Raw genomic sequence first — 19,362 nt, 5'->3', positions numbered from 1 at the left:
CATTCCCAGATCGGACGGGCCTGCTCAGCGAGCTCAGGAATCTGCGATCCGTCGAACGTCACGCGCCGTTCGCGGATGCCCATGGCGGGCCATCGGAGCACCAGATCGATCGGTCCTGCCGGCGGGAGCGGCCAGAGCCAGAGCTCATCTGCAGAAGTGAATGTCTTCGGTCCCCCACCACGGCGGCGACTCCGGCTCGTGATGCTCGGGGTCTGGCAGCTCCGGGTCCTGCGGGAAGAAACTCATGCACCCAGGGGACCATGACCGATCCGTTCCGCACAACGGCTCGATCTCAACCGATCGATGGATCCGGCGGGCGGAGCGGCGCGCGAGGCTGGAGTCAGCCTCGAAAGGACACCCCTCATGCGCAAGCTCTTCACCGCAGCGTTCGCCTACATGCTCGCCGGCGTGCTCTCCGGACTCTTCTTCCGCGAGTTCACCAAGGCCAACAACTTCCCCGATGGAGCGCCGACGCAGCTCGGTCTCGTGCACACCCACTTGCTCGTGCTCGGCTTCGTCGTGCTGCTGATCGTGCTGCTGCTCGAGAAGTCGTTCGCGCTGAGCGAGAGCCGTCTGTTCGGCTGGTTCTTCTGGACTTACAACGCCGGTCTCGTGCTCACCTCGGCCATGCTCGTGTGGCACGGGTGCCTCACCGTGCTCGGACAGGAGTCCTCGGCCATGATCTCCGGCATCGCTGGTCTCGGGCACATCCTGCTCTCAGCAGGGATGGTGCTGCTCTTCCTTGCTCTGCGGAAGCGCGTGTTCGCCGCGAATCCCGTCTCCGCCTGACCCGGCTCTCGGTCCACAACTCCTCAGAAAGCGGGCCGACAGCCGAGAATCGGCCGATTCCGGGTGAAATCGGCCGATTCTAGAGGAGTTGTGTACGGGCTATTCCTCCGAGTCATCCCGCAGGTGCGCGATGTGCGCCTCATGGCGGGCGATGTGGTGAGGCGAGCGCCGCACGAACAGCCACGCCACCACGAGCAGCGCGAACCAGATCGGTGTCACCAGCAGAGCGGTGAGCGTGTCGGGCTGGGTGGTCAGGGCCCAGATGATGAAGACGAAGAACGCCAGCACCACGTAGACCATGAGCACACCACCGGGCATCTTGAAGATCGACGACGCCGCCTTCTCCGGGCGACGCCGGCGGTAGACCGCGTAGCTGATCATGAAGATCGTCCACACGAACATGAAGCACACGGCCGAGACCGTGGTGACCATGTCGAAGGCCGTGCCGATGTCCTTGCCCGCGTACAGCAGCACGACGCCCGACAGCAGCAGCACGCACGAGAGGAACAGCGCGTTCTGCGGCACCTTGCGGCGCGACAGCCGGCCGAACAGGCTCGGGGCATCGCCGTCCTGCGCAAGTCCGAACACCATGCGCGAGGTCGAGTAGATGCCCGAGTTCGCGCTCGACATGGCGGAGGTCAGCACCACGAGGTTCACCACAGTGGCGGCGATGCCGAGCCCCGCGAGAGCGAACATCGCGATGAACGGGCTCTCACCGGCGACGTACTCGGTCCATGGGGTGACTGCCATCAGCACGATGAGGGCGCCCACGTAGAACAGCAGCACGCGGATCGGGATCGCGTTGATGGCCTTCGGGAGGTTGCGCTCCGGGTCCTTCGTCTCGGCGGCCGCGGTGCCGACGAGCTCGATGCCCACGAAGGCGAACACCGCGATCTGGAAACCGGCGACGAAGCCCATGAAGCCGTGCGGGAACATGCCGCCGTGATTCCAGAGGTTCGCGAACGAGGCCGTGCCCGCGTCGTGCTGGAAACCCGTGAAGATCATCACGAGACCCGTGATGATGAGCGCGACGATCGCGACGATCTTGATGAGCGCGAACCAGAACTCCATCTCGCCGAACGCGGCGACCGTGGGCAGGTTCAGCGCGAGCAGGATGACGATCACCAGGAGCCCCGGGATCCACAGCGGGATGCCGGGGATCAGCGCATCCGTGTAACCCGCGATCGCGATGACGTCGGCGACTCCGGTGACCACCCAGCAGAACCAGTACGTCCAGCCGGTGAAGAACCCGGCCCACGGCCCGAGCAGGTCGCTCGCGAAGTCGCTGAACGACTTGTACTTGAGGTTCGACAGCAGCAGCTCGCCCATCGCGCGCATGACGAAGAAGAGCATGAAGCCGATGATCATGTAGACGAAGATCACCGAGGGGCCTGCGACCGAGATCGTCTTGCCGCTGCCCATGAACAGGCCGGTGCCGATCGCCCCGCCGATCGCGAGCAGCTGGATGTGGCGGTTGCTCAGCGCCCGCCGCAGGTGCTCCTCCTCGCCCTGTCCTGTCGCCGTGCTACGTGGGTGCTGATCCGTCACTGTCGTCCTCCGGTCGTCGAGTACGGCCCGCGAGCGGGCACGGTGTGCAGGCTAATGCACGCGGATGCCGACATCCGGGCGATCCGCCGCGATTCAGCTCCGCGGTGAGGAGGCGGGCCCGCGATAGGTCCCGATGATCGCTGCGATGAGATCGGAGTATGCGGCGTCCTGACTCACGAACGAGCCGTTGTTGCGCCCGTGGCGCAGCACCTCGACCCGATCGGACACGGCCTGCACGTCGGCGATGTTGTGGCTGATGAAGATCACGCCGAGACCGAGCTCTCGCAGCTGCTCGATGTGGGTGAGCACGTCGGCGGTCTGCGCGACGCTGAGAGAGGCCGTGGGCTCGTCGAGCACGACCAGCCGGGGCTGGCTGATGAGGGTGCGGGCGATCGCGACGGCCTGCCGCTGACCGCCGGAGAGCATGTTCAGCGGCGAGCGGATCGAGGGGATGTTCGCGGCGAGGTCGCTGAGCGCCTGCCGGGTCGCCTGCTCCATCTCCGCCTCGCGCAGCATGCCGTTGTGCGTTCGCAGCTCGCGCCCGAGGAACACGTTGGCGGTGACGTCGAGGTTCTCGCAGACCGCGAGGTCCTGGAACACGGTCGCGATGCCGAGCCGGTTCGCCTCGGCGGGGGTCGAGATCTCCACGCGCTCGCCGTTGATGCGGATCTCGCCGTCGGTCGGCGTCAGCGCTCCGGCGATGATCTTCGCGAGCGTCGACTTCCCGGCCGCGTTGTCGCCGACGAGGCCGACGACCTCTCGGGCGTTGACCGTGAAGTCGACGTCGGTGAGCGCCTCGACCGCTCCGAATCTCTTCGAGATGCCCCGGAGGGTCAGCAGAGGCTCGGCCTGCGCAGCCGTGAGGCTCATGACCGGTCCTCCAGCAGCTGGGAGGGGTCTGTCGACTGCAGGATGTGGATCGTCGCGCCGACGAGGACCGCGTCCTTGCCGAAGGAGGAGGGCACCGGGTCGTTGCGGAGGGTGCGCGCCTGGGGTGCGTTGTCGCGCACGGCGGTGGCGAACGGCAGCAGGAAGATGGGGCCGGCCTCTGCGAGCTCCCCGCCCACCGTGATCACCTCGGGCGCGAGCGACTGATGCGCGGCGGCGACCACGCGTCCGAGCGCGGTGGCGGCATCCGCGATCACGCGGGCGCATCCGGGGTCTCCGGCCGCTGCGCGGGCGATGACGTCCTTGAACGTGACCTGGCCGAACGTGGCGCGCAGCGGAGCGGTCACGGCCTCGGCTCCCGCGATCGTCTCGAGGCATCCGCGCTGCCCGCAGGCGCAGATCGAGCCCGCGGGATCCACCTGCACGTGGCCGATCTCGCCCGCGGTGCCCGCGCGTCCTCGGTAGATCTGGGAGTTCAGCACGACGCCGGCGCTGATCGTGTACGAGGCGTGCACGAACACGCTGTCCTCGACGTCGCGCGCGGTGCCGAGCGTCGCCTCGGCGAGGGCTGCGAGGTTCGCGTCCTTCTCGACGAGCACCGGGCATCCGATGCGCTGCGCGACGACCTCGGCGACCGGCTGGGTCTCCCAACGGCGCATGACGCCGCGGTACGCGATCAGGCCCGTGGCGGGGTCGACCGGCGCAGGCATCGCGATGCAGACCCCGAGCAGATCGCCCGGGTCTGCCGCGATCATGCCGAGCATGTCGATGATGAGCAGGGTGATGCGGTCGAGGACCGTGTCTTCGGCGTGATCGGTCGGCAGGGGCATCGACCGGTCTGCCAGCACGTCCTGCCCCACGTCCGACAGGCGCACGCGCATGCTGCGGCTGCCGATCTGCACGGCGGCGACCAGGCCCGCCCTGCGGGCGATCGTGACGAGCTGCGCGCGGCGCCCGCTGCGGGACGTGGGGTGGGTCTCGACGAGACCCGAGAGGCTGAGCTCCTTGACGATGGCCGAGACGGTCGCCGTCGACAGGCTGGTCGCTTCGGCGAGCTCGACCTGGGTGAGCCCGCCGAAGCGCTTGACGGCGTCGACGATCTTCGCGGTGTTGGCCTCGCGCAGCCCCGACTGGGATCCGCCGGACCATCTGCTCATAGCGGGAGCATATCGCGCGTCGACGCCGTCGTCAGGGTCAACGGGCGGCGCCCGCCCGGCGCTTGTTCCAGACGTCGAACGCGACGGCGATCAGCAGCACGAGGCCCTTGACCACCTGCTGGGTCGCCTGGTCGAGCCCCATGAGCTGCATGCCGTTGCTCATCACGGCCATGATCAGACCGCCGACGATCGCACCGCCGACCCGGCCGACGCCGCCGGTGACCGCCGCGCCGCCGATGAAGCAGGCAGCGATCGCATCGAGCTCGAACATGTTGCCGGCACCCGGCTGCGCGCCGTTCGTGCGCGAGGAGAACACGACGCCCGCGATGCCGGCGAGCAGTCCCATGTTCACGAAGATCCAGAAGTTGACCTTGCGCACGTTCACGCCGCTGAGCAGAGCCGCGTGCAGGTTGCCGCCGATCGCGTAGACGTGGCGGCCGAAGACGCTCTTCTGCGTGATCACCGAGTAGGCGATGATCAGCACGGCGAGGATGATCAGCACGAAGGGCAGGCCGCGGCTCGTGGCGAGCTGGTATCCGAACCACATCACGACGGCCGCGATCAGCACGATCTTCGCGATGAACCAGCCCAGGGCCTCTACCGACTGCTGGTGGGCGAGCTTCGAGCGACGGCTGCGCACCTGCCACACCGCATAGCCGACCACGCCGATCGCGAAGATCACGAGCGTGAACACGTCGACGCCGTACCCGCCGAACAACCCGTTGAAGAAGCCGTTCGCGATCGAGTAGTAGGTGCCACCGAACGGCGACAGCGAGACGTTGCTGAGCACGATGAAGGTCAGGCCGCGGAACAGCAGCATGCCGGCCAGGGTCACGATGAACGCGGGGATGCCGATGTACGCGACCCAGAAGCCCTGCCAGGCTCCGACGAGCAGACCCACGGCGATCGCCGCGAGCACGCCGACCCACCAGGGCTGCTGGCCGCGGATCACGATCACCGCGGCGGTGGCGCCCGTGAGAGCGACGACCGACCCGACGGAGAGGTCGATGTGCCCGGCGATGATCACGATCACCATGCCGATCGCGAGGATCAGGATGTAGGAGTACTGCAGCACGATGTTCGTGAGGTTGCCCGGCGAGAGGAACGTCGGGTTCAGGATCGCGAAGAACGCGACGATCGCGATGAACGCGACCAGGATGCCGCTCTGACGGAGGTTCCGCGTGGCGAGGCTGAAGAGGTTGTTGACGGTGGTCATCGCCCGGCCGTCCTTTCGAGGGTCATGAGGTGCATGAGGTTCTCCTGTGTGGCTTCGCTGGCGGGGAGTTCACCGGTGATCCTCCCGAAGGCCAGAGTGTAGATGCGGTCGCAGATGCCGAGGAGCTCGGGGAGCTCGGAGGAGATCACCAGCACGCCCTTCCCCTCTGCGACCAGGCGGTTGATGATCGTGTAGATCTCGTACTTGGCGCCGACGTCGATCCCTCGTGTCGGCTCGTCGAGGATCAGGACGTCGGGTTCGGTCTGGATCCACTTGCTCAGCACGACCTTCTGCTGGTTTCCTCCGGAGAGGTTGCCGACGAGCTGGAGCACGCTGGGGCTTTTGATGTTCATCTCGGCGCGGTACTGCTCGGCGACCTGCAGCTCGCGGTTCGCGTCGATCCAGCCGCCAGGGCTGATGAGTCGCAGCGAGGCCATCGTGATGTTGTGCCGGATGTCGTCGATCAGGTTGAGGCCGAACTTCTTGCGGTCCTCGGTGGCGTAGGCGATGCCGGCGCGGATGGCTGCGCTCGTGGTCGAGGTGTCGACCTCCTTGCCGCGCACGAAGACCTTGCCGCGGGCGTGCCTGCCGTAGGTGCGGCCGAACACGCTCATGGCGAGCTCCGTGCGGCCGGCGCCCATGAGACCCGCGATGCCGACGACCTCGCCGGCGCGGACGGTCAGTGAGGCGTCTTCGACCATGACGCGGCCAGGCTGGGTCGGATGGCTCACCGACCAGTTCTCGATGCGCAGCACCTCGTCGCCCGGGTTCGATGTGCGCTCGGGGAAGCGGTGGGCCAGGTCGCGTCCGACCATGCCGCGGATGATCCGCTCCTGCGTGGACGCCGGGTCCTTCATGTCGAGAGTCTCGATCGACTTGCCGTCGCGGATGATCGTGGTGCGGTCGGCGATCTCGGCGATCTCGTTCAGCTTGTGCGAGATGATGATCGACGTCATCCCCTCGTCGCGCAGCCGTCGCATCAGATCGAGCAGGTGCGCGGAGTCGGTGTCGTTGAGAGCGGCGGTCGGCTCGTCGAGGATCAGCAGGCGCACGTTCTTCGACAGCGCCTTGGCGATCTCGACCAGCTGCTGCTTGCCCACGCCGAGCTGCGCGACGGGCGTGGTCGGGTTCTCGTCGAGGCCCACCTGGGCCAGGAGAGCGGATGCTTCGGCATTCGCCCGATCCCAGTCGATCAGGCCGTTCTTCCCGCGCCGCTCGTTGCCGAGGAAGATGTTCTCGGCGACGCTCAGATAGGGGATCAGGGCGAGCTCCTGGTGGATGATCACGATCCCCTTCTGCTCGGAGTCGTTGATCGAGCCGAAGGTCGCCTCCTCTCCCTCGTAGATGATCTCGCCCTCGTAGCTGCCGTGCGGGTAGACGCCCGACAGCACCTTCATGAGAGTGGACTTGCCCGCGCCGTTCTCGCCGCAGATCGCGAGGATCTCGCCGCGGTTCACATCGAGGCTGACGCCCTGGAGCGCCTTCACACCCGGGAAGCTCTTCTCGATCTCCCGCATCTGCAGAACCGGTGTCGTCATGACCCGATGTCCTTTCGTGAAGAGTCGGGGCGTGCGGCCTTGCCGGCCGCACGCCCCGACGGGAGGAGACTACTCGGCGACGCCCGAGTCGACCTCGGCCTGCGTCCAGTAGCCCGAGTCGACGAGGAGCGACGTGATGTTGTCCTTGTGGACGATGTCCGACTGCAGCAGGTACGACGGCACGACCTTCACGCCGTTGTCGTAGGTCTTCGTGTCGTTCGCCTCGGGGTCCTTGCCCTCGAGGATCGACTCCGCCGACACGACCGACTGCTCGGCGAGCTTGCGGGTGTCCTTGAAGATCGTGGAGAACTGCACACCCTGGTTGATCAGCGCGACCGACGCGATCTCGGCATCCTGACCCGTGACGACCGGGAGGCCGTCGGCGATCGTCGCGCCGTATCCGCCGGTGCCCTGCAGCGCCGTGATGATGCCGCGGGAGATGCCGTCGTAGGGAGAGAGAACGCCGTCGAGCTTGGTGCCGTTGCCGTAGGTGGCGGTCAGCAGGTCCTCCATGCGCTTCTGCGCGGTCTCCTGCGCCCAGCGCAGCGTCGCGGCCTGCTCGATCTTGACCTGACCCGACGGCACGGCGAGCACGCCGTCGTCGATGAAGGGCTGCAGCGTGTCCATGGCGCCCTGCCAGAAGAAGTGGGCGTTGTTGTCGTCGAGCGATCCGGCGAACAGCTCGATGTTGAACGGGCCCTTCTCGCCGGTCTCCTTGCCGTCGGCATCGAGGATGCCGAGGCCGGTGAGGAGCGAGGTGGCCTGCTGCACGCCGACCTTGTAGTTGTCGAACGTCACATAGAAGTCGACGTGCTCGCTGTCGCGGATCAGGCGGTCGTAGGAGATGACCGGGATGTTCGCGGCGGCCGCGGCGTCGAGCTGCGAGGACAGCGCCGTGCCGTCGATCGCGGCGATGATCAGGAGGTCGGCTCCCTTGGTGATCATCTGGTCGATCTGCTGGCCCTGGGTGGGGATGTCGTCGCCCGCGTACTGCAGGTCGACCTGGTAGCCGGCGTCCTCGAGACCCGACTGCACCGCGTCTCCGTCGGCGATCCAGCGCTCAGAGGTCTCCGTCGGCATCGAGACGCCGATGAGCATGTCGCCCTTGTCGGCCCCTTCGGAGCCACCCGATCCGCCGGTCGAGCCGGCTCCGCCTCCACCGCAGCCGGCAAGGGCGAGCGCCCCGACCAGACCGAGTGCGGCCAGTGCGTACTTCTTCTTCATCACGAGCTCCTTCGCTGTGCATGCGTCTTCGGCGCCATCGCCCCGAGACCGGAATCCCGGCCATTCGGGACTCGCTTCGGAGATACTTTCCTTGAGTTCGAGTCTCGAAGTCAAGCCTTCGTGATCATTTCGTGATTCGTTGATGTGCGCGCTATCAGAGCGCGAGACCAGGCGATCCACCGGCACCGCACGGATCGAATCGGTTCGAGTTCCGAATCCAAGCAGCCCCACGAGGCCATCGCGCGCGCATTCGGGATGGTCTGCTCCGAATCGATTCGATAAACTGGTCGTCCCCCGATCCATCACTCAGCTCTGCGAGCCGCTCCCTCATGGCCACCTCCCTCACCACGGGTCGCCCGTGGCGTGTCATCCTTGCCTTCTCCGTTCCTCTCCTGCTCGGCAATGTCGTCCAGCAGCTGTACCAGTTCGTCGACGCGATCGTCGTCGGGCGGCACCTCGGCGTCGACTCGCTCGCCGCCGTCGGCGCGACCGGTCCGCTTCTCTTCCTGCTGCTCGGCTTCGCCTGGGGTCTGACCAGCGGCTTCGCGATCCCGATCGCGCAGGCGTTCGGCGCCGGTGACGACGCCGCCGTACGGCGATCCGTCGCGACGGGGGTGCTGCTCACCGGCATCACGAGCGTGATCCTCACCATCGTGGCTCCGCTGATCTCGGCCCCGCTGCTCGCGCTGCTGCAGACACCGCCCGAGCTGATGGCCGAGGCGACCGTGTTCACGCAGATCAGCTTCATCGGCTCGGGCGCGACGATGTTCTTCAACTTCCTCTCCGCGATCATCCGCGCGATCGGCGACTCCCGGACGCCTCTGGTGTTCCTCACCGTCTCCTGCGCCCTGAACGCGGGCCTCGTGATCCTCATGGTCGGTCCGCTCGGGTGGGGCGTGGCGGGCGCCGCGCTCGCCACCGTCGTCTCGCAGGCGGTCTCGGTGCTGCTGTGCCTGGAATTCGTGCGCCGGCGTCTGCCGATGCTGCACCTGCGCCGTGTCGACTGGAGCATCACGCGTGCGGATATCGCCGAGCACCTGCGTCTCGGTCTGCCCATGGGCTTCCAGGCCTCGATCATCGCGATCGGCACGCTGACCGTGCAGGTCGCGCTGAACACGCTCGGCGCGGAGGCGGTCGCCGCGTACACGACCGGAGCCCGCGTCGACAGCCTCGGCGTCGCCTTCCTCTCGTCTCTGGGACTGGCGGTCTCCATGTACGCCGCGCAGAACCTCGGCGGCCGCCGCCCCGACCGCATCCGCCGCGGCGTCATCGAGGCCACCTGGATGGCGATCGTCGGCGGGGCGGCGATCGGCGCCCTCATCATCGCGTTCGGCGTGCCCATGGTGCGCCTGTTCGTCGGCGACGGCTCCGACCGCGTGGTCGAGCTCGCGCATCACATGCTCATCGTGAACGGCCTGGGCTACTGGGCGCTGGGGGTGCTGTTCGTGCTGCGCGGCGCCCTGCAGGGGCTCGGCCACACCGTGGTGCCGACGGTCACGGGCGTGATCGAGCTCGTGGCGCGCGTCGCCGCCGCGCTCGTGCTCGGCGCCTTGATCGACTTCACCGGCGTCGCGCTCAGCAACCCGCTGGCGTGGGTCAGTGCGATCGTGCTGCTCGTGCCCGCGTACATCCGCGCCCACCGCGATCTCGGTCGCATGCCGGTGAACCCGGTCGAGGCCACCGAGACCTCGGCGATCGCGATCGTCGGCCCCGTCGACGGATCGATGGTCGTGGATGCCGTCGTCACGCAGCCCGTGCGTGTCGTGAAGCGCTCACCGCTGTCGCGGCTGCGTCGGCGTTAACCTGTCGTTGCAGGAAACATCATCCTTCAGAGGGATGCCGATGTCCGATGATCGGCGTACCTTCGAAGATACGGAGAGTCCGTTGACGGGGGGTCGTCATGACGACATGGAGAGTGGCCAGCGATCTGGCGGCGATCATGGTGCCGATCGGTGTAGCCGGCGCAGTGATCGCGGGGCTGTGCGCAGTGCTCGCGGGCATCGCGATCGTGCGAAGGGCCGGCGGCCTGACCGGCGGCGCCGTGGGCGTCTGGATCCCGGCGGCGATGCTCAGCTCGGTGGCCGGTTTCGCGAATCAGTGGATGCCGCTGCTGCTGGCGAGCGCCGCCCTCGTGGGCATGCTCGTGATCGGCGGTGTCGTGCGCGGGGTCATGAACGCTAGGGGCATCGAGCTGCCGCAGCGCAAGGCCGAGACCGACTCCGTCCCGGCATCTGCTCCCGCGCCCGCGACCACCGCGGTTCCGGTGCTCACGCGATCGAATCCGGTGCGCGCGGTCTGACCTGACGCGTCAGCCCGCGTGCGTCAGCGATAGTCGCGGTCGCGGTGCTGGCCGGTCTCGTCACCTTCCTTCACACGCGCCTCCTCGCGTGCCCGCAGCTCGACGCGGCGGATCTTGCCCGAGATCGTCTTCGGCAGCTCCGGCACGAACTCGATGATGCGCACCCACAGGTGCGATGACAGCCGGTCGTGCGCATAGGCGAAGATCGCGCGGGCGGCGTCGGCCTCGGCATCCGTCGAATCCGGCCGCAGGCACACGTACGCCTTGGGCACCGCGAGACGGGTGGGATCGGGACTCGGGATCACGGCCGCCTCGACGACGAGGTCGTGCTCGAGCAGCACGGATTCGAGCTCGAACGGCGAGATCTTGTAGTCCGACGCCTTGAAGACGTCATCCGCCCGCCCCACATACGTCAGGTAGCCGTCGGCGTCTCGGGTGGCGATGTCGCCGGTGTGGTGGAACCCGCCGGTGCGCGACTCGGCTGTCTTCTGCGGGTCGTCGTAGTAGCCGGCCATGAGACCGAGCGGCGGCTGCGACAGGTCGAGGGCGATCTCGCCCTCGTCATCCGTCACCTGCCCCGTCACCGGATCGAGCAGCACGACCGGATAGCCGGGAAGCGGGCGCCCCATCGAGCCGATCTTGATCGGCTGGCCGGGGGAGTTGCCGATGCAGGCCGTCATCTCGGTCTGCCCGAATCCGTCGCGGATCGTGCCGCCCCAGGCGCCCTGCACCCGCTCGATGACCTCCGGGTTCAGCGGCTCGCCCGCGCCGACGAGCTCGCGCGGAGGGTGCGCGAGCCGACCGAGATCGGCCTGGATCAGCATGCGCCACACCGTCGGCGGTGCGCAGAACGTCGACACGCGATGCGTGTCCATGACCTGCATGAGCGTGTTCGCGTCGAAGCGGTCGTAGTTGTAGACGAACACGGTCGCCTCCGCGAGGAACGGCGAGTAGAAGCTCGACCAGGCATGCTTCGCCCATCCGGGGGAGGAGATGTTCAGGTGCACGTCATCGGGCCGGACCCCCAGCCACCACATGGTCGACAGATGCCCGATCGGGTACGAGACGTGGGTGTGCTGCACGAGCTTGGGGCGGCTCGTGGTGCCGCTCGTGAAGTAGAGCAGGGCGGTGTCGGATGCCGGGGTCGCGGCATCCGGTTCGAACAGTGTGGCGGCTGCATGCGAATCGGCGAAGCGCTCCCATCCCGCCGGGATGTCGTCGCCGACGCCGATGCGCAGCACGTCGACGCCCTCGAGCCTGCTCGCGAGCGAACCGAGCGTCACGACCGTGCGAGCGCGTCCGTGCTCGATGCGATAGGCGAGGTCGGATGCCGACAGCAGCGTCGAGGTCGGGATCGACACCGCGCCGATCTTCGTGATCGCGAGCATGACCTCCCACAGCTCGATCATGTTGCCGAGCATCACGATCACGTGGTCGCCGCGGCTGATGCCCAGTCCCGTCAGCCAGTTGGCGACCTGGTCTGAACGCGCCGAGAGCTCGCCGTACGTCCAGGCGTGCAGCGACAGGTCGGCGTCGACGATCTGCACGGCGGGGCGATCAGGGTTCTCACCTGCGACGACGTCGAACCACTCCAGCGCGAAGTTGAACTCGGCAGTCTCAGGCCACGAGAACCCGGCACTCGCAGCGTCGTAGTCGGTGGCGTTCGCGAACAGGAAGTCGCGCATCTCGCGGATCGCGTTCGTGGCTGCGGTGGCGCTGCGGCTCATTCGGTGCTCCCTTGCTTCCGTGCTGTTCCATCCTGGCGCTCGCGGCGCTGCGATGCGAGCGCGGCGCGCAGCGTCATCCATGGGCGACATCACTCGGGTCAGCGGGCGAGCAGACCTCGGCCGTCTCGGAGCTCGAACACGAGCTGCGTCTCGGTGCCGCGCACGACCGGATGCACCGTGATGTGCTCGAGCACGATGTCGCGCAGCGCCGTCGCATCCTGCACGGCCACATGCACGAGGAAGTCGTCGACGCCGGCGACATGGAACACCTGCAGCACACGGGGGATGCCGACCAGTGCGTCGAACAGCGCGGTCACCTTGGGTCCCGTGTGGTTCGCGAGGCGCACCTTGATGATCGCCTGCAGCGGGAATCCGAGAGCGGCCTCGTCGACGCGGATGCGGGTGTCGCGGATGACACCGCGCTCTCGCAGAGCACGCACCCGGTGCGCGCAGGTGGACTCGGCGAGGCCGAGCCGATGCGCGAGGGCCTTGTTCGTGATCTCGGCATCGCGGGTGAGGGCAGCGAGGATCTCGAGATCGATCTCGTCGAGTTGCGCTTTGGCCAACGTGGTCCCTCCTCCGATGCCGGATTCGACTCAGAATAGCCACTTTTGCTCTCTGGACAGCGGATGCTGTCGAATATCTGCGCGTTCGTTGAGATTCCGGCAACGTAGAAGCATGACTGCAGTGCTGCATCCCGACACCCTCGCCGTTCATGCCGGACGCTCCGACCTCGAGAGCCTCGGCGTTCATGCGCTGCCGATCGACCTCTCGACGACGAACCCGCTGCCTGACATCGAGCGGGGCGGAGACTCCTACGAGGCGATGGCGACCGGTGGGCGTCCGCCCGCCGACGGCAGCATGGTCTACGCGCGACTGTGGAACCCCACCGTCGCACGCTTCGAAGAGGCGCTCGCCGAACTCGAGCACGCGGAGGCGTCGGTCGCCTTCGCCTCGGGCATGGCCGCGATGACCGCCGTCATCCTCGCGCACGGGCCGGCGACCGGAAAGCACCACGTCGTCGCGGTGCGACCGCTCTACGGCGGCACCGACCATCTGCTCGGCTCCGGCCTGCTCGGCATCGAGACCACGTACTGTCATCCGGAACAGGTCGCGTCGAGCATCCGTTCCGACACCGGACTCGTCGTGGTCGAGACCCCCGCGAACCCCACCCTCGACATCGCCGACATCGCGGCCGTCGTCGCGCAGGCCGGCGGCGTGCCCGTGGTCGTCGACAACACCTTCGCGACGCCGGTGCTGCAGAACCCGATCGACCTCGGGGCCGCCATGTCTCTGCACAGCGCGACGAAGTACCTGGGCGGCCACGGCGACGTGATCGCCGGCGTCGTCGCCTGCAGCGAGCAGACCGCCGAGGCGCTGCGGCGCGTGCGCGCGGTGACCGGCGGGCTGCTGCATCCGCTCGGCGCCTACCTGCTGCACCGAGGACTCACGACGCTCCCGGTGCGCATGCGCGCACAGCAGGAGAGCGCGCGCCGGATCGTGCAGTGGCTGATCGACCGCCCCGAGGTCGCCGAGGTCTTCTATCCCGGGCTCGATGGAGACCCGCGCGGCATCCTCGAGCGGCAGATGCGTGGAACCGGAGCGATGATCGCGATGCGGATGCGGGGCGGCTACGCCGCGGCATCCGCCGTCACCTCCGCGACCGAGCTGTTCACGCATGCGGTGTCGCTGGGCGGTGTCGACTCGCTCATCCAGCATCCGGCCGCCCTGACCCACCGCCCGGTTCCGCCGGAGGCTCGCCCTGCCGCCGACGTGCTGCGGCTGTCGATCGGACTCGAGAACGCCGACGACCTGATCGCCGATCTCGCCCGCGCGTTCGCGGCGGCACCCGCACTCGAGCGGGAGCTGCGCGAGGCGCGCTGACGGGGCCGTCTGCCCAGGGCAGAGCCGCCCACAGCGGATTCCGGTGCGCGGGTTCCGAGTACGGCTGATGCTGGGGTCATGAGCGAAGAGAACCCCATCCCGCAGTTCGGACCCGAGGCCCGCAGGGCGCTGTTCCACGAGCGCATCCTCGTGCTCGACGGCGCCCTCGACGACGACAACGGCACGCTGCTCATGACGCAGCTGCTCACCCTGTCGGCCGAGGACCCGGCCTGTGACATCGCCCTGTGGATCCACTCTCCCGGGGGCTCCGTTCCCTCGATGCTCGCGATCCGCGACCTCATGAAGCTGGTGCCGAACGACGTCTCCACCCTCGCGCTCGGCCTCGCCTGCAGCGCCGGGCAGTTCCTGCTCTCCGCGGGGACCGCGGGCAAGCGCCGTGCGCTGCCGCATGCGCGGATCCTCATGCATCAGGGGTCGGCAGGCATCGGCGGATCGGCGGTCGAGATCGAGACGCAGGCCGACGACCTCCGCCTCATGCGCGACACCGTGCTCGGCCTCATCTCCGACGACACGGGGCAGCCGCGCGAGCGCATCTTCGAGGATTCCCTGCACGACCGCTGGTACACGGCCGAGCAGGCGAGGGACTACGGATTCATCGACGAGATCGTCTCGTCGTTCGCCGAGGTCATGCCTCGCCGCCGGGCACGGGTCGGACTGGGGGCCGGCGCATGAGCAGCTACACGATCCCGAACGTGATCGCACAGCATCCGCGCGGGGAGCGGGTGATGGATGTGTATTCGCACCTGCTCGCCGAGCGGGTCGCGTACCTCGGCACCGGCATCGACGCCGGCGTCGCGAACGCCCTGATCGCCCAGCTGCTGCACCTCGACGCCGACAGTCCCGAGAGTCCCGTGCAGTTCTACATCAACAGCGAGGGAGGGGATCCGGGTGCCGCGCTCGCGATCTACGACACCATGCAACACATCCGTCCGGCGATCGCGACGACCTGCGTCGGGCAGGCGATCGGGCCGGCGGCTCTGCTCGTCGCGGCCGGTGCTCCGGGGCAGCGGTCGGCGCTCACGCACGCCCGCATCGTGCTGCATCAGCCGGCCAGTCAGTCGCGCGGGGCGATCCCCGATCTGATCCTCGCGGCCGATGAGGTGGTGCGTGTGCGCGCCGACATGGAGTCCGTGCTCGCCCGGCATTCCGGCCGCTCTGTCGCCGAGCTCCGCGCGGACACCGACCGGGATCGCGTGTTCACGGCATCCGCCGCCCTCGACTACGGGCTGATCGACACCGTGCTGGGCGAGCGGAGCGCCTGAACCATGGTTCATAACTCAGGAAGAATCGCCCGCAGGCCTGCAGAACGGCCGGTTTACGGGCGGTTCCCTGACGATGTTCCTGAGTTATGAACGGCCCTGCCGAGGCCCGGTCGAGCGCCGGCCGACCGGGCGGACTCAGGCGGCGAGGGCGAAGGCGCCGCGCGACGCCGAGGCGGAGGCGGAGGCGGAGGCGGATGCCGGTGCCGACCGCAGCTCGTCGGCGACGGCGCTCGTCAGCTCGATCAGCGAGGTGTCGAGGGCGCCCGCGATCGCCGCGATCATCTCGCTCGAGGGCTCCTTGAGCCCGCGCTCGACCTCTGAGAGGTACTGCGGGGAGACGCCGGCCTTCTCGGCGGTCTCGGTGAGGGTCTCCTCGCGGTCATGCCGCCGTCGGCGCAGCTGGTCGCCGAGCAGGTGACGCCACAGCGGCTCGGGGTCGGCGGGGCGTCGCGGGGTGCGCGGGAAGGGGACGATGTCGGCCATGCCTCACGATAATCCGGAGGCTCGCGGAGGTTCGAGCGGTTCTGCTCAGAGCAGAATGAAGATCTCGTCGTTCACAGCTCCTCAAGAACGCAGGATCGTCGACGGCGGCCCCGCGGGATCTCTCGGGCGTCGCGGCGCGGCACCTCGGGTTCTTGAGGAGCTGTGAACAGAAGAGTCAGGCCTCCGCGATCGCGGCGGTGTCGGCAGGCGCGGATGCCGGGGCACTCGTCGCCGCCCAGCTCGCGAGCAGTCCGAGCTTCTCCGCAGAGGGACTGCCGGGCTCGGCCGTGTACGTCGACAGCTGCAGACCCGGGTCGGCAGGCAGCTCGAAGGCCTCGTAGGTCAGTTCGATCTCGCCCACGACCGGGTGGTCGATCCGCTTCACTCCGGTGCGGTGGAAGCGCACGTCGTGCGTGGCCCAGAGCGTGCGGAACCGCTCACTGCGCGTCGACAGCTCTCCGACGAGGTCGGTGAGCCTCTTGTCGAACGGATTGCGTCCGGCCTCACCGCGCATGGCTGCGACGAGCTCCTCGGTGTTGCGCTCCCACTCCGGGTAGAAGTCGCGTGCGGCGGGGTTGAGGAAGGCGAAGCGCGCGCTGTTCGGCTGCGCCTCGGCCCAGATAGGGGCGTACAGCGCGCGCCCGAGTGCGTTGCCCGCTCGATAGTCGAAGTGATTGTCTCGGATGATCGCGGGCGCCTCGGTCATGGCGTCGAGCAGGCGGAGGATGCTGGGCCGCAGCTCGCCGGTCTTCTTACGGGGTCGGCGCGCCACCGGCGAGACGTTGGCGAGGCGGGAGAGATCGAAGAGGTGGGCGGTCTCGGCCTCGTCGAGCTGCAGCGCCCGCGCGAGCGCTTCGAGCACGGTGTCGGAGACTCCGGACAGGTCGCCGCGCTCGAGCCGGGTGTAGTAGTCGACGCTCACGCCGGCGAGCAGCGACACCTCCTCGCGGCGCAGGCCGGGGACACGGCGGTTGCCGCCGAAGGCCGGCAGGCCTGCCTGATCGGGCGTGAGCCGTGCGCGCCGGGTGGAGAGGAATTCGCGCACCTCGCTGCGGGTGTCCATGCCTCCGACGCTACGCCCTGGGCGCGTCTTCAGACAGGTACTGGCAGTACCCGGAAGGTCGGCTGCCCCGCACCGGCATCCGCCGTGCCGGAACTCAGCGATCCGAAGGGGGTGATGCCAGTCACTCCCTCGCAGGCGGACGGCCGCGCAGACTGAGGACATGACCATGAACATCACCCTCAACAACGCAGTCACGATGCCGGCTCTCGGGTTCGGCGTCTTCCAGGCCGCGCCCGAGGAGACCGTCGCCGCGGTCGGCGCGGCGCTCGAGACCGGATATCGGCTGATCGATACGGCCGCCGCCTACGGCAACGAGCGCGAGGTCGGGGAGGCGATCCGCCGGACCGGCATCCCGCGTGAGGAGATCTTCATCGAGACCAAGGTGTGGATCAGCGACTTCGGCTACGACGAGACCCTGCACGCCTTCGAGAAGTCGACAGGCAAGCTCGGCGTCGACCGGCTCGACCTGCTCATCCTGCACCAGGCGCTGCCGAGCCGGTTCGACCTCACCCTCGGCGCGTACAAGGCGCTGGAGACCCTTCTGGCCGACGGGCGCGTGCGCGCGATCGGCGTCAGCAACTTCATGGCCGACCATCTTGCCCAGCTCGCCGCCGAGACGAGCATCGTGCCCGCGATCAATCAGATCGAGGTGCACCCGTACTTCTCGCAGCGCGAGGTGCAGCGGGCGGATGCTGCGGCGGGCATCGTGACGCAGGCGTGGTCGCCGATCGGGGGCATCACCTCCTACCGGGAAGGCGGAGCATCCGCGTTCGACGACGAGACCCTCGCAGCGATCGGCGCAGTCCACGGCAAGTCCCCCGCACAGGTCATGCTCCGCTGGCACCTGCAGCAGGGGCGTTCGGCGCTGCCGAAGTCGGTGCGCCCTGCGCGCATCGCCGAGAACTTCGACGTCTTCGACTTCGCACTGTCCGACGCCGAGCTCGCGTCTATCGACGCGCTGGACACCGGCGTCCGCCGCGGACCCGAGCCGGAGGCCATCACGCTCGAGACCTTCGGCCGGCCCATCCCCGAGGCCTGATGATGCTCACCACGACCACGAGCACGAGCACGAGCACGAGCAGCGGCCGGCGAGGGCGCCCTGCGGCGAGGTGAGACCTACAGCGCGGCCGTCACCCCTGGCAGCAGCTTCGACAGGATGCCGCCGAGCTGGTCGCGCTCCTCGGCGCTGAGCGGGTCGAGCACCAGCTCGCGGATCTGCGCCACGTGCACGGGCGCCGCCGAGCGGAGCAGCTCTCGTCCGGCATCCGTCAGCGCGGCCGTGAGGGTGCGCTTGTCGCTGCTGCACGAGGTGCGGATGACCCAGCCGCGCTCCTCGAGCGAGTCGATCGCGTGGCTGAGCCGCGACCTGCTCAGGCCCGCGATGCGGGCGAGCTCCGTCATCGGGATCGCCCTCTCCGAATCGTTCGCGAGCGTGATGAGGATCGCGTAGTGCGCGTGGTTCAAACCGGTCTCGGCCTTCAGGGCGCGATCGAGCACCTGCGGCAGCAGCTGCACGAACCGGATCGTCGGCAGCCAGGTCGCCATCTCGGCGTCGTCGAGCCGCCGGTCGCTCATCACGCCGCGGAGAGGTCGAGCGTGTGCGAGGTGTGGTCGCGCTTGGCCTGCAGATAGCGGGTGTTCGCCTCGGACAGGTGCACCCCGGTGCGAACGCTCTCAGCCACGTGGATGCCGAGGACCTCGAGCTGAAGCGCCTTGTCGGGGTTGTTGCTGAGCAGGCGGATGCTGTCGACGCCGAACGCCCGCAGCATCTGCGCTGCTGCGGTGTAGTCGCGCTCGTCCTCGCCGTGGCCGAGGGCGACGTTCGCCTCGTAGGTGTCGAGGCCGGCGTCCTGCAGGGCGTATGCGTCGAGCTTGGCGTACAGGCCGATGCCGCGACCCTCCTGGCGCAGGTAGAGCAGGAATCCGCCCTCCGCGGCGATGCGCTCGACCGCCTCGCGCAGCTGCGGGCCGCAGTCGCAGCGCTCGGAGCCGAACACGTCTCCGGTCAGGCATTCGCTGTGCGGGCGCACGAGCGGAGCCTCGCCTCCGTCGGCTGCGCGCTCGAGAGCGGCGCGCCAGTCGCCGAGGCCGAGCAGCAGGTGCTCGCGTCCGTCGACGAGACCGTCGAACGTGATCACGTCGGCCGTGGTGGCGAACCCGTCGGCGAAGCGCATCGGCACTCGCACGCGAGTCCGCTCGGTGACGACCGGAACGACGGTTGAAGTTTCAATCATGTCGGGTGCAACCGCGTGGTCGTGAGGAT

At 68.3% G+C, this 19,362-nt stretch carries 19 protein-coding genes; 7 read left to right on the top strand and 12 right to left on the bottom strand.

What is annotated here, in order from left to right; translation table 11 throughout:
• Positions 1-363: 363 nt before the first annotated feature.
• Positions 364-789 (top strand): DUF2871 domain-containing protein, encoded by a 426-nt coding sequence (locus RS84_RS08270; protein ID WP_045257296.1) that lies wholly within the window; start codon positions 364-366, stop codon positions 787-789.
• A gap of 99 nt (positions 790-888) precedes the next feature.
• On the opposite strand, the gene cycA is transcribed toward RS84_RS08270, so the two are convergent.
• From cycA to chvE, 6 genes are all read right to left on the bottom strand, one after another.
• The gene (gene cycA, locus RS84_RS08265) at positions 889-2,337 is read right to left on the bottom strand and encodes a D-serine/D-alanine/glycine transporter (RefSeq protein ID WP_045257295.1); all 1,449 of its coding nucleotides are present in this window, start codon (positions 2,335-2,337) and stop codon (positions 889-891) included.
• A 93-nt stretch (positions 2,338-2,430) separates the two neighbouring features.
• Complete coding sequence (locus tag RS84_RS08260; protein ID WP_045257294.1) at positions 2,431-3,207, bottom strand: ATP-binding cassette domain-containing protein; 777 nt, start codon at positions 3,205-3,207, stop codon at positions 2,431-2,433.
• Positions 3,204-4,382: an ROK family transcriptional regulator gene (locus tag RS84_RS08255; protein ID WP_045257293.1), complete on the bottom strand. Its 1,179-nt coding sequence runs from the start codon at positions 4,380-4,382 to the stop codon at positions 3,204-3,206. Before RS84_RS08255 ends, RS84_RS08260 begins: the two co-directional genes overlap by 4 nt.
• Positions 4,383-4,419: 37 nt before the next feature.
• Positions 4,420-5,598, bottom strand: coding sequence for a multiple monosaccharide ABC transporter permease (gene mmsB, locus RS84_RS08250; protein ID WP_045257292.1), 1,179 nt, complete (start codon positions 5,596-5,598; stop codon positions 4,420-4,422).
• Positions 5,595-7,136, bottom strand: a complete 1,542-nt coding sequence (mmsA, locus tag RS84_RS08245) for a multiple monosaccharide ABC transporter ATP-binding protein (RefSeq protein ID WP_045257291.1) — start codon at positions 7,134-7,136, stop codon at positions 5,595-5,597. The genes mmsB and mmsA overlap by 4 nt, the downstream gene beginning before the upstream one ends.
• A gap of 69 nt (positions 7,137-7,205) precedes the next feature.
• Positions 7,206-8,360, bottom strand: coding sequence for a multiple monosaccharide ABC transporter substrate-binding protein (chvE, locus tag RS84_RS08240; RefSeq protein ID WP_045257290.1), 1,155 nt, complete (start codon positions 8,358-8,360; stop codon positions 7,206-7,208).
• 329 nt (positions 8,361-8,689) lie between these two features.
• On the opposite strand from chvE, the gene RS84_RS08235 reads away from it, so the two are divergent.
• Together RS84_RS08235 and RS84_RS08230 are read left to right on the top strand one after the other, a co-directional pair.
• Positions 8,690-10,162, top strand: coding sequence for an MATE family efflux transporter (locus RS84_RS08235; RefSeq protein WP_045257289.1), 1,473 nt, complete (start codon positions 8,690-8,692; stop codon positions 10,160-10,162).
• Between the two features lie 98 nt (positions 10,163-10,260).
• Positions 10,261-10,659 carry a hypothetical protein gene (locus tag RS84_RS08230; RefSeq protein ID WP_152641781.1) on the top strand — a complete coding sequence of 133 codons (399 nt, stop codon included), beginning with the start codon at positions 10,261-10,263 and terminating at the stop codon, positions 10,657-10,659.
• A 23-nt stretch (positions 10,660-10,682) separates the two neighbouring features.
• Here RS84_RS08230 and RS84_RS08225 read toward each other — a convergent pair whose 3' ends face one another.
• Together RS84_RS08225 and RS84_RS08220 are read right to left on the bottom strand one after the other, a co-directional pair.
• Entirely contained in the window at positions 10,683-12,386 is a 1,704-nt protein-coding gene (locus RS84_RS08225; RefSeq protein WP_045257287.1) for an AMP-binding protein, read from the bottom strand.
• A gap of 98 nt (positions 12,387-12,484) precedes the next feature.
• A complete protein-coding gene (locus tag RS84_RS08220) occupies positions 12,485-12,952 on the bottom strand; it encodes an Lrp/AsnC family transcriptional regulator (protein ID WP_045257286.1) in 468 nt (155 codons plus the stop codon).
• A 112-nt stretch (positions 12,953-13,064) separates the two neighbouring features.
• On the opposite strand from RS84_RS08220, the gene RS84_RS08215 reads away from it, so the two are divergent.
• The 3 genes from RS84_RS08215 to RS84_RS08205 all read left to right on the top strand — a co-directional run bounded on the left by RS84_RS08215 (position 13,065) and on the right by RS84_RS08205 (position 15,553).
• Positions 13,065-14,270, top strand: coding sequence for a trans-sulfuration enzyme family protein (locus RS84_RS08215; protein WP_045257285.1), 1,206 nt, complete (start codon positions 13,065-13,067; stop codon positions 14,268-14,270).
• A gap of 78 nt (positions 14,271-14,348) precedes the next feature.
• Positions 14,349-14,963, top strand: coding sequence for a ClpP family protease (locus RS84_RS08210; RefSeq protein ID WP_045257284.1), 615 nt, complete (start codon positions 14,349-14,351; stop codon positions 14,961-14,963).
• The gene (locus RS84_RS08205; RefSeq protein WP_045257283.1) at positions 14,960-15,553 is read left to right on the top strand and encodes a ClpP family protease; all 594 of its coding nucleotides are present in this window, start codon (positions 14,960-14,962) and stop codon (positions 15,551-15,553) included. Before RS84_RS08210 ends, RS84_RS08205 begins: the two co-directional genes overlap by 4 nt.
• A 135-nt stretch (positions 15,554-15,688) precedes the next feature.
• Here RS84_RS08205 and RS84_RS08200 read toward each other — a convergent pair whose 3' ends face one another.
• Together RS84_RS08200 and RS84_RS08195 are read right to left on the bottom strand one after the other, a co-directional pair.
• Positions 15,689-16,036: a helix-turn-helix domain-containing protein gene (locus RS84_RS08200; protein WP_045257282.1), complete on the bottom strand. Its 348-nt coding sequence runs from the start codon at positions 16,034-16,036 to the stop codon at positions 15,689-15,691.
• A gap of 175 nt (positions 16,037-16,211) precedes the next feature.
• Positions 16,212-17,099 (bottom strand): helix-turn-helix transcriptional regulator, encoded by an 888-nt coding sequence (locus RS84_RS08195; protein ID WP_045257281.1) that lies wholly within the window; start codon positions 17,097-17,099, stop codon positions 16,212-16,214.
• A 166-nt stretch (positions 17,100-17,265) separates the two neighbouring features.
• Here RS84_RS08195 and RS84_RS08190 point away from each other — a divergent pair, with 166 nt between their 5' ends.
• A complete protein-coding gene (locus tag RS84_RS08190; protein ID WP_200892005.1) occupies positions 17,266-18,138 on the top strand; it encodes an aldo/keto reductase in 873 nt (290 codons plus the stop codon).
• Between the two features lie 77 nt (positions 18,139-18,215).
• On the opposite strand, the gene RS84_RS08185 is transcribed toward RS84_RS08190, so the two are convergent.
• Complete coding sequence (locus RS84_RS08185; RefSeq protein WP_045257279.1) at positions 18,216-18,674, bottom strand: MarR family winged helix-turn-helix transcriptional regulator; 459 nt, start codon at positions 18,672-18,674, stop codon at positions 18,216-18,218.
• Positions 18,674-19,333, bottom strand: a complete 660-nt coding sequence (locus RS84_RS08180) for a GTP cyclohydrolase II (RefSeq protein WP_045257278.1) — start codon at positions 19,331-19,333, stop codon at positions 18,674-18,676. The genes RS84_RS08185 and RS84_RS08180 overlap by 1 nt, the downstream gene beginning before the upstream one ends.
• Between the last annotated feature and the right edge of the window lie 29 nt (positions 19,334-19,362).

It is taken from the genome of Microbacterium hydrocarbonoxydans (genome assembly GCF_000956475.1).
In the GTDB taxonomy this organism is placed as follows: domain Bacteria; phylum Actinomycetota; class Actinomycetes; order Actinomycetales; family Microbacteriaceae; genus Microbacterium; species Microbacterium hydrocarbonoxydans_A.
Note: the sequence above shows the minus strand (reverse complement) of the source record. Positions and strands in the feature narration are given on the sequence as shown.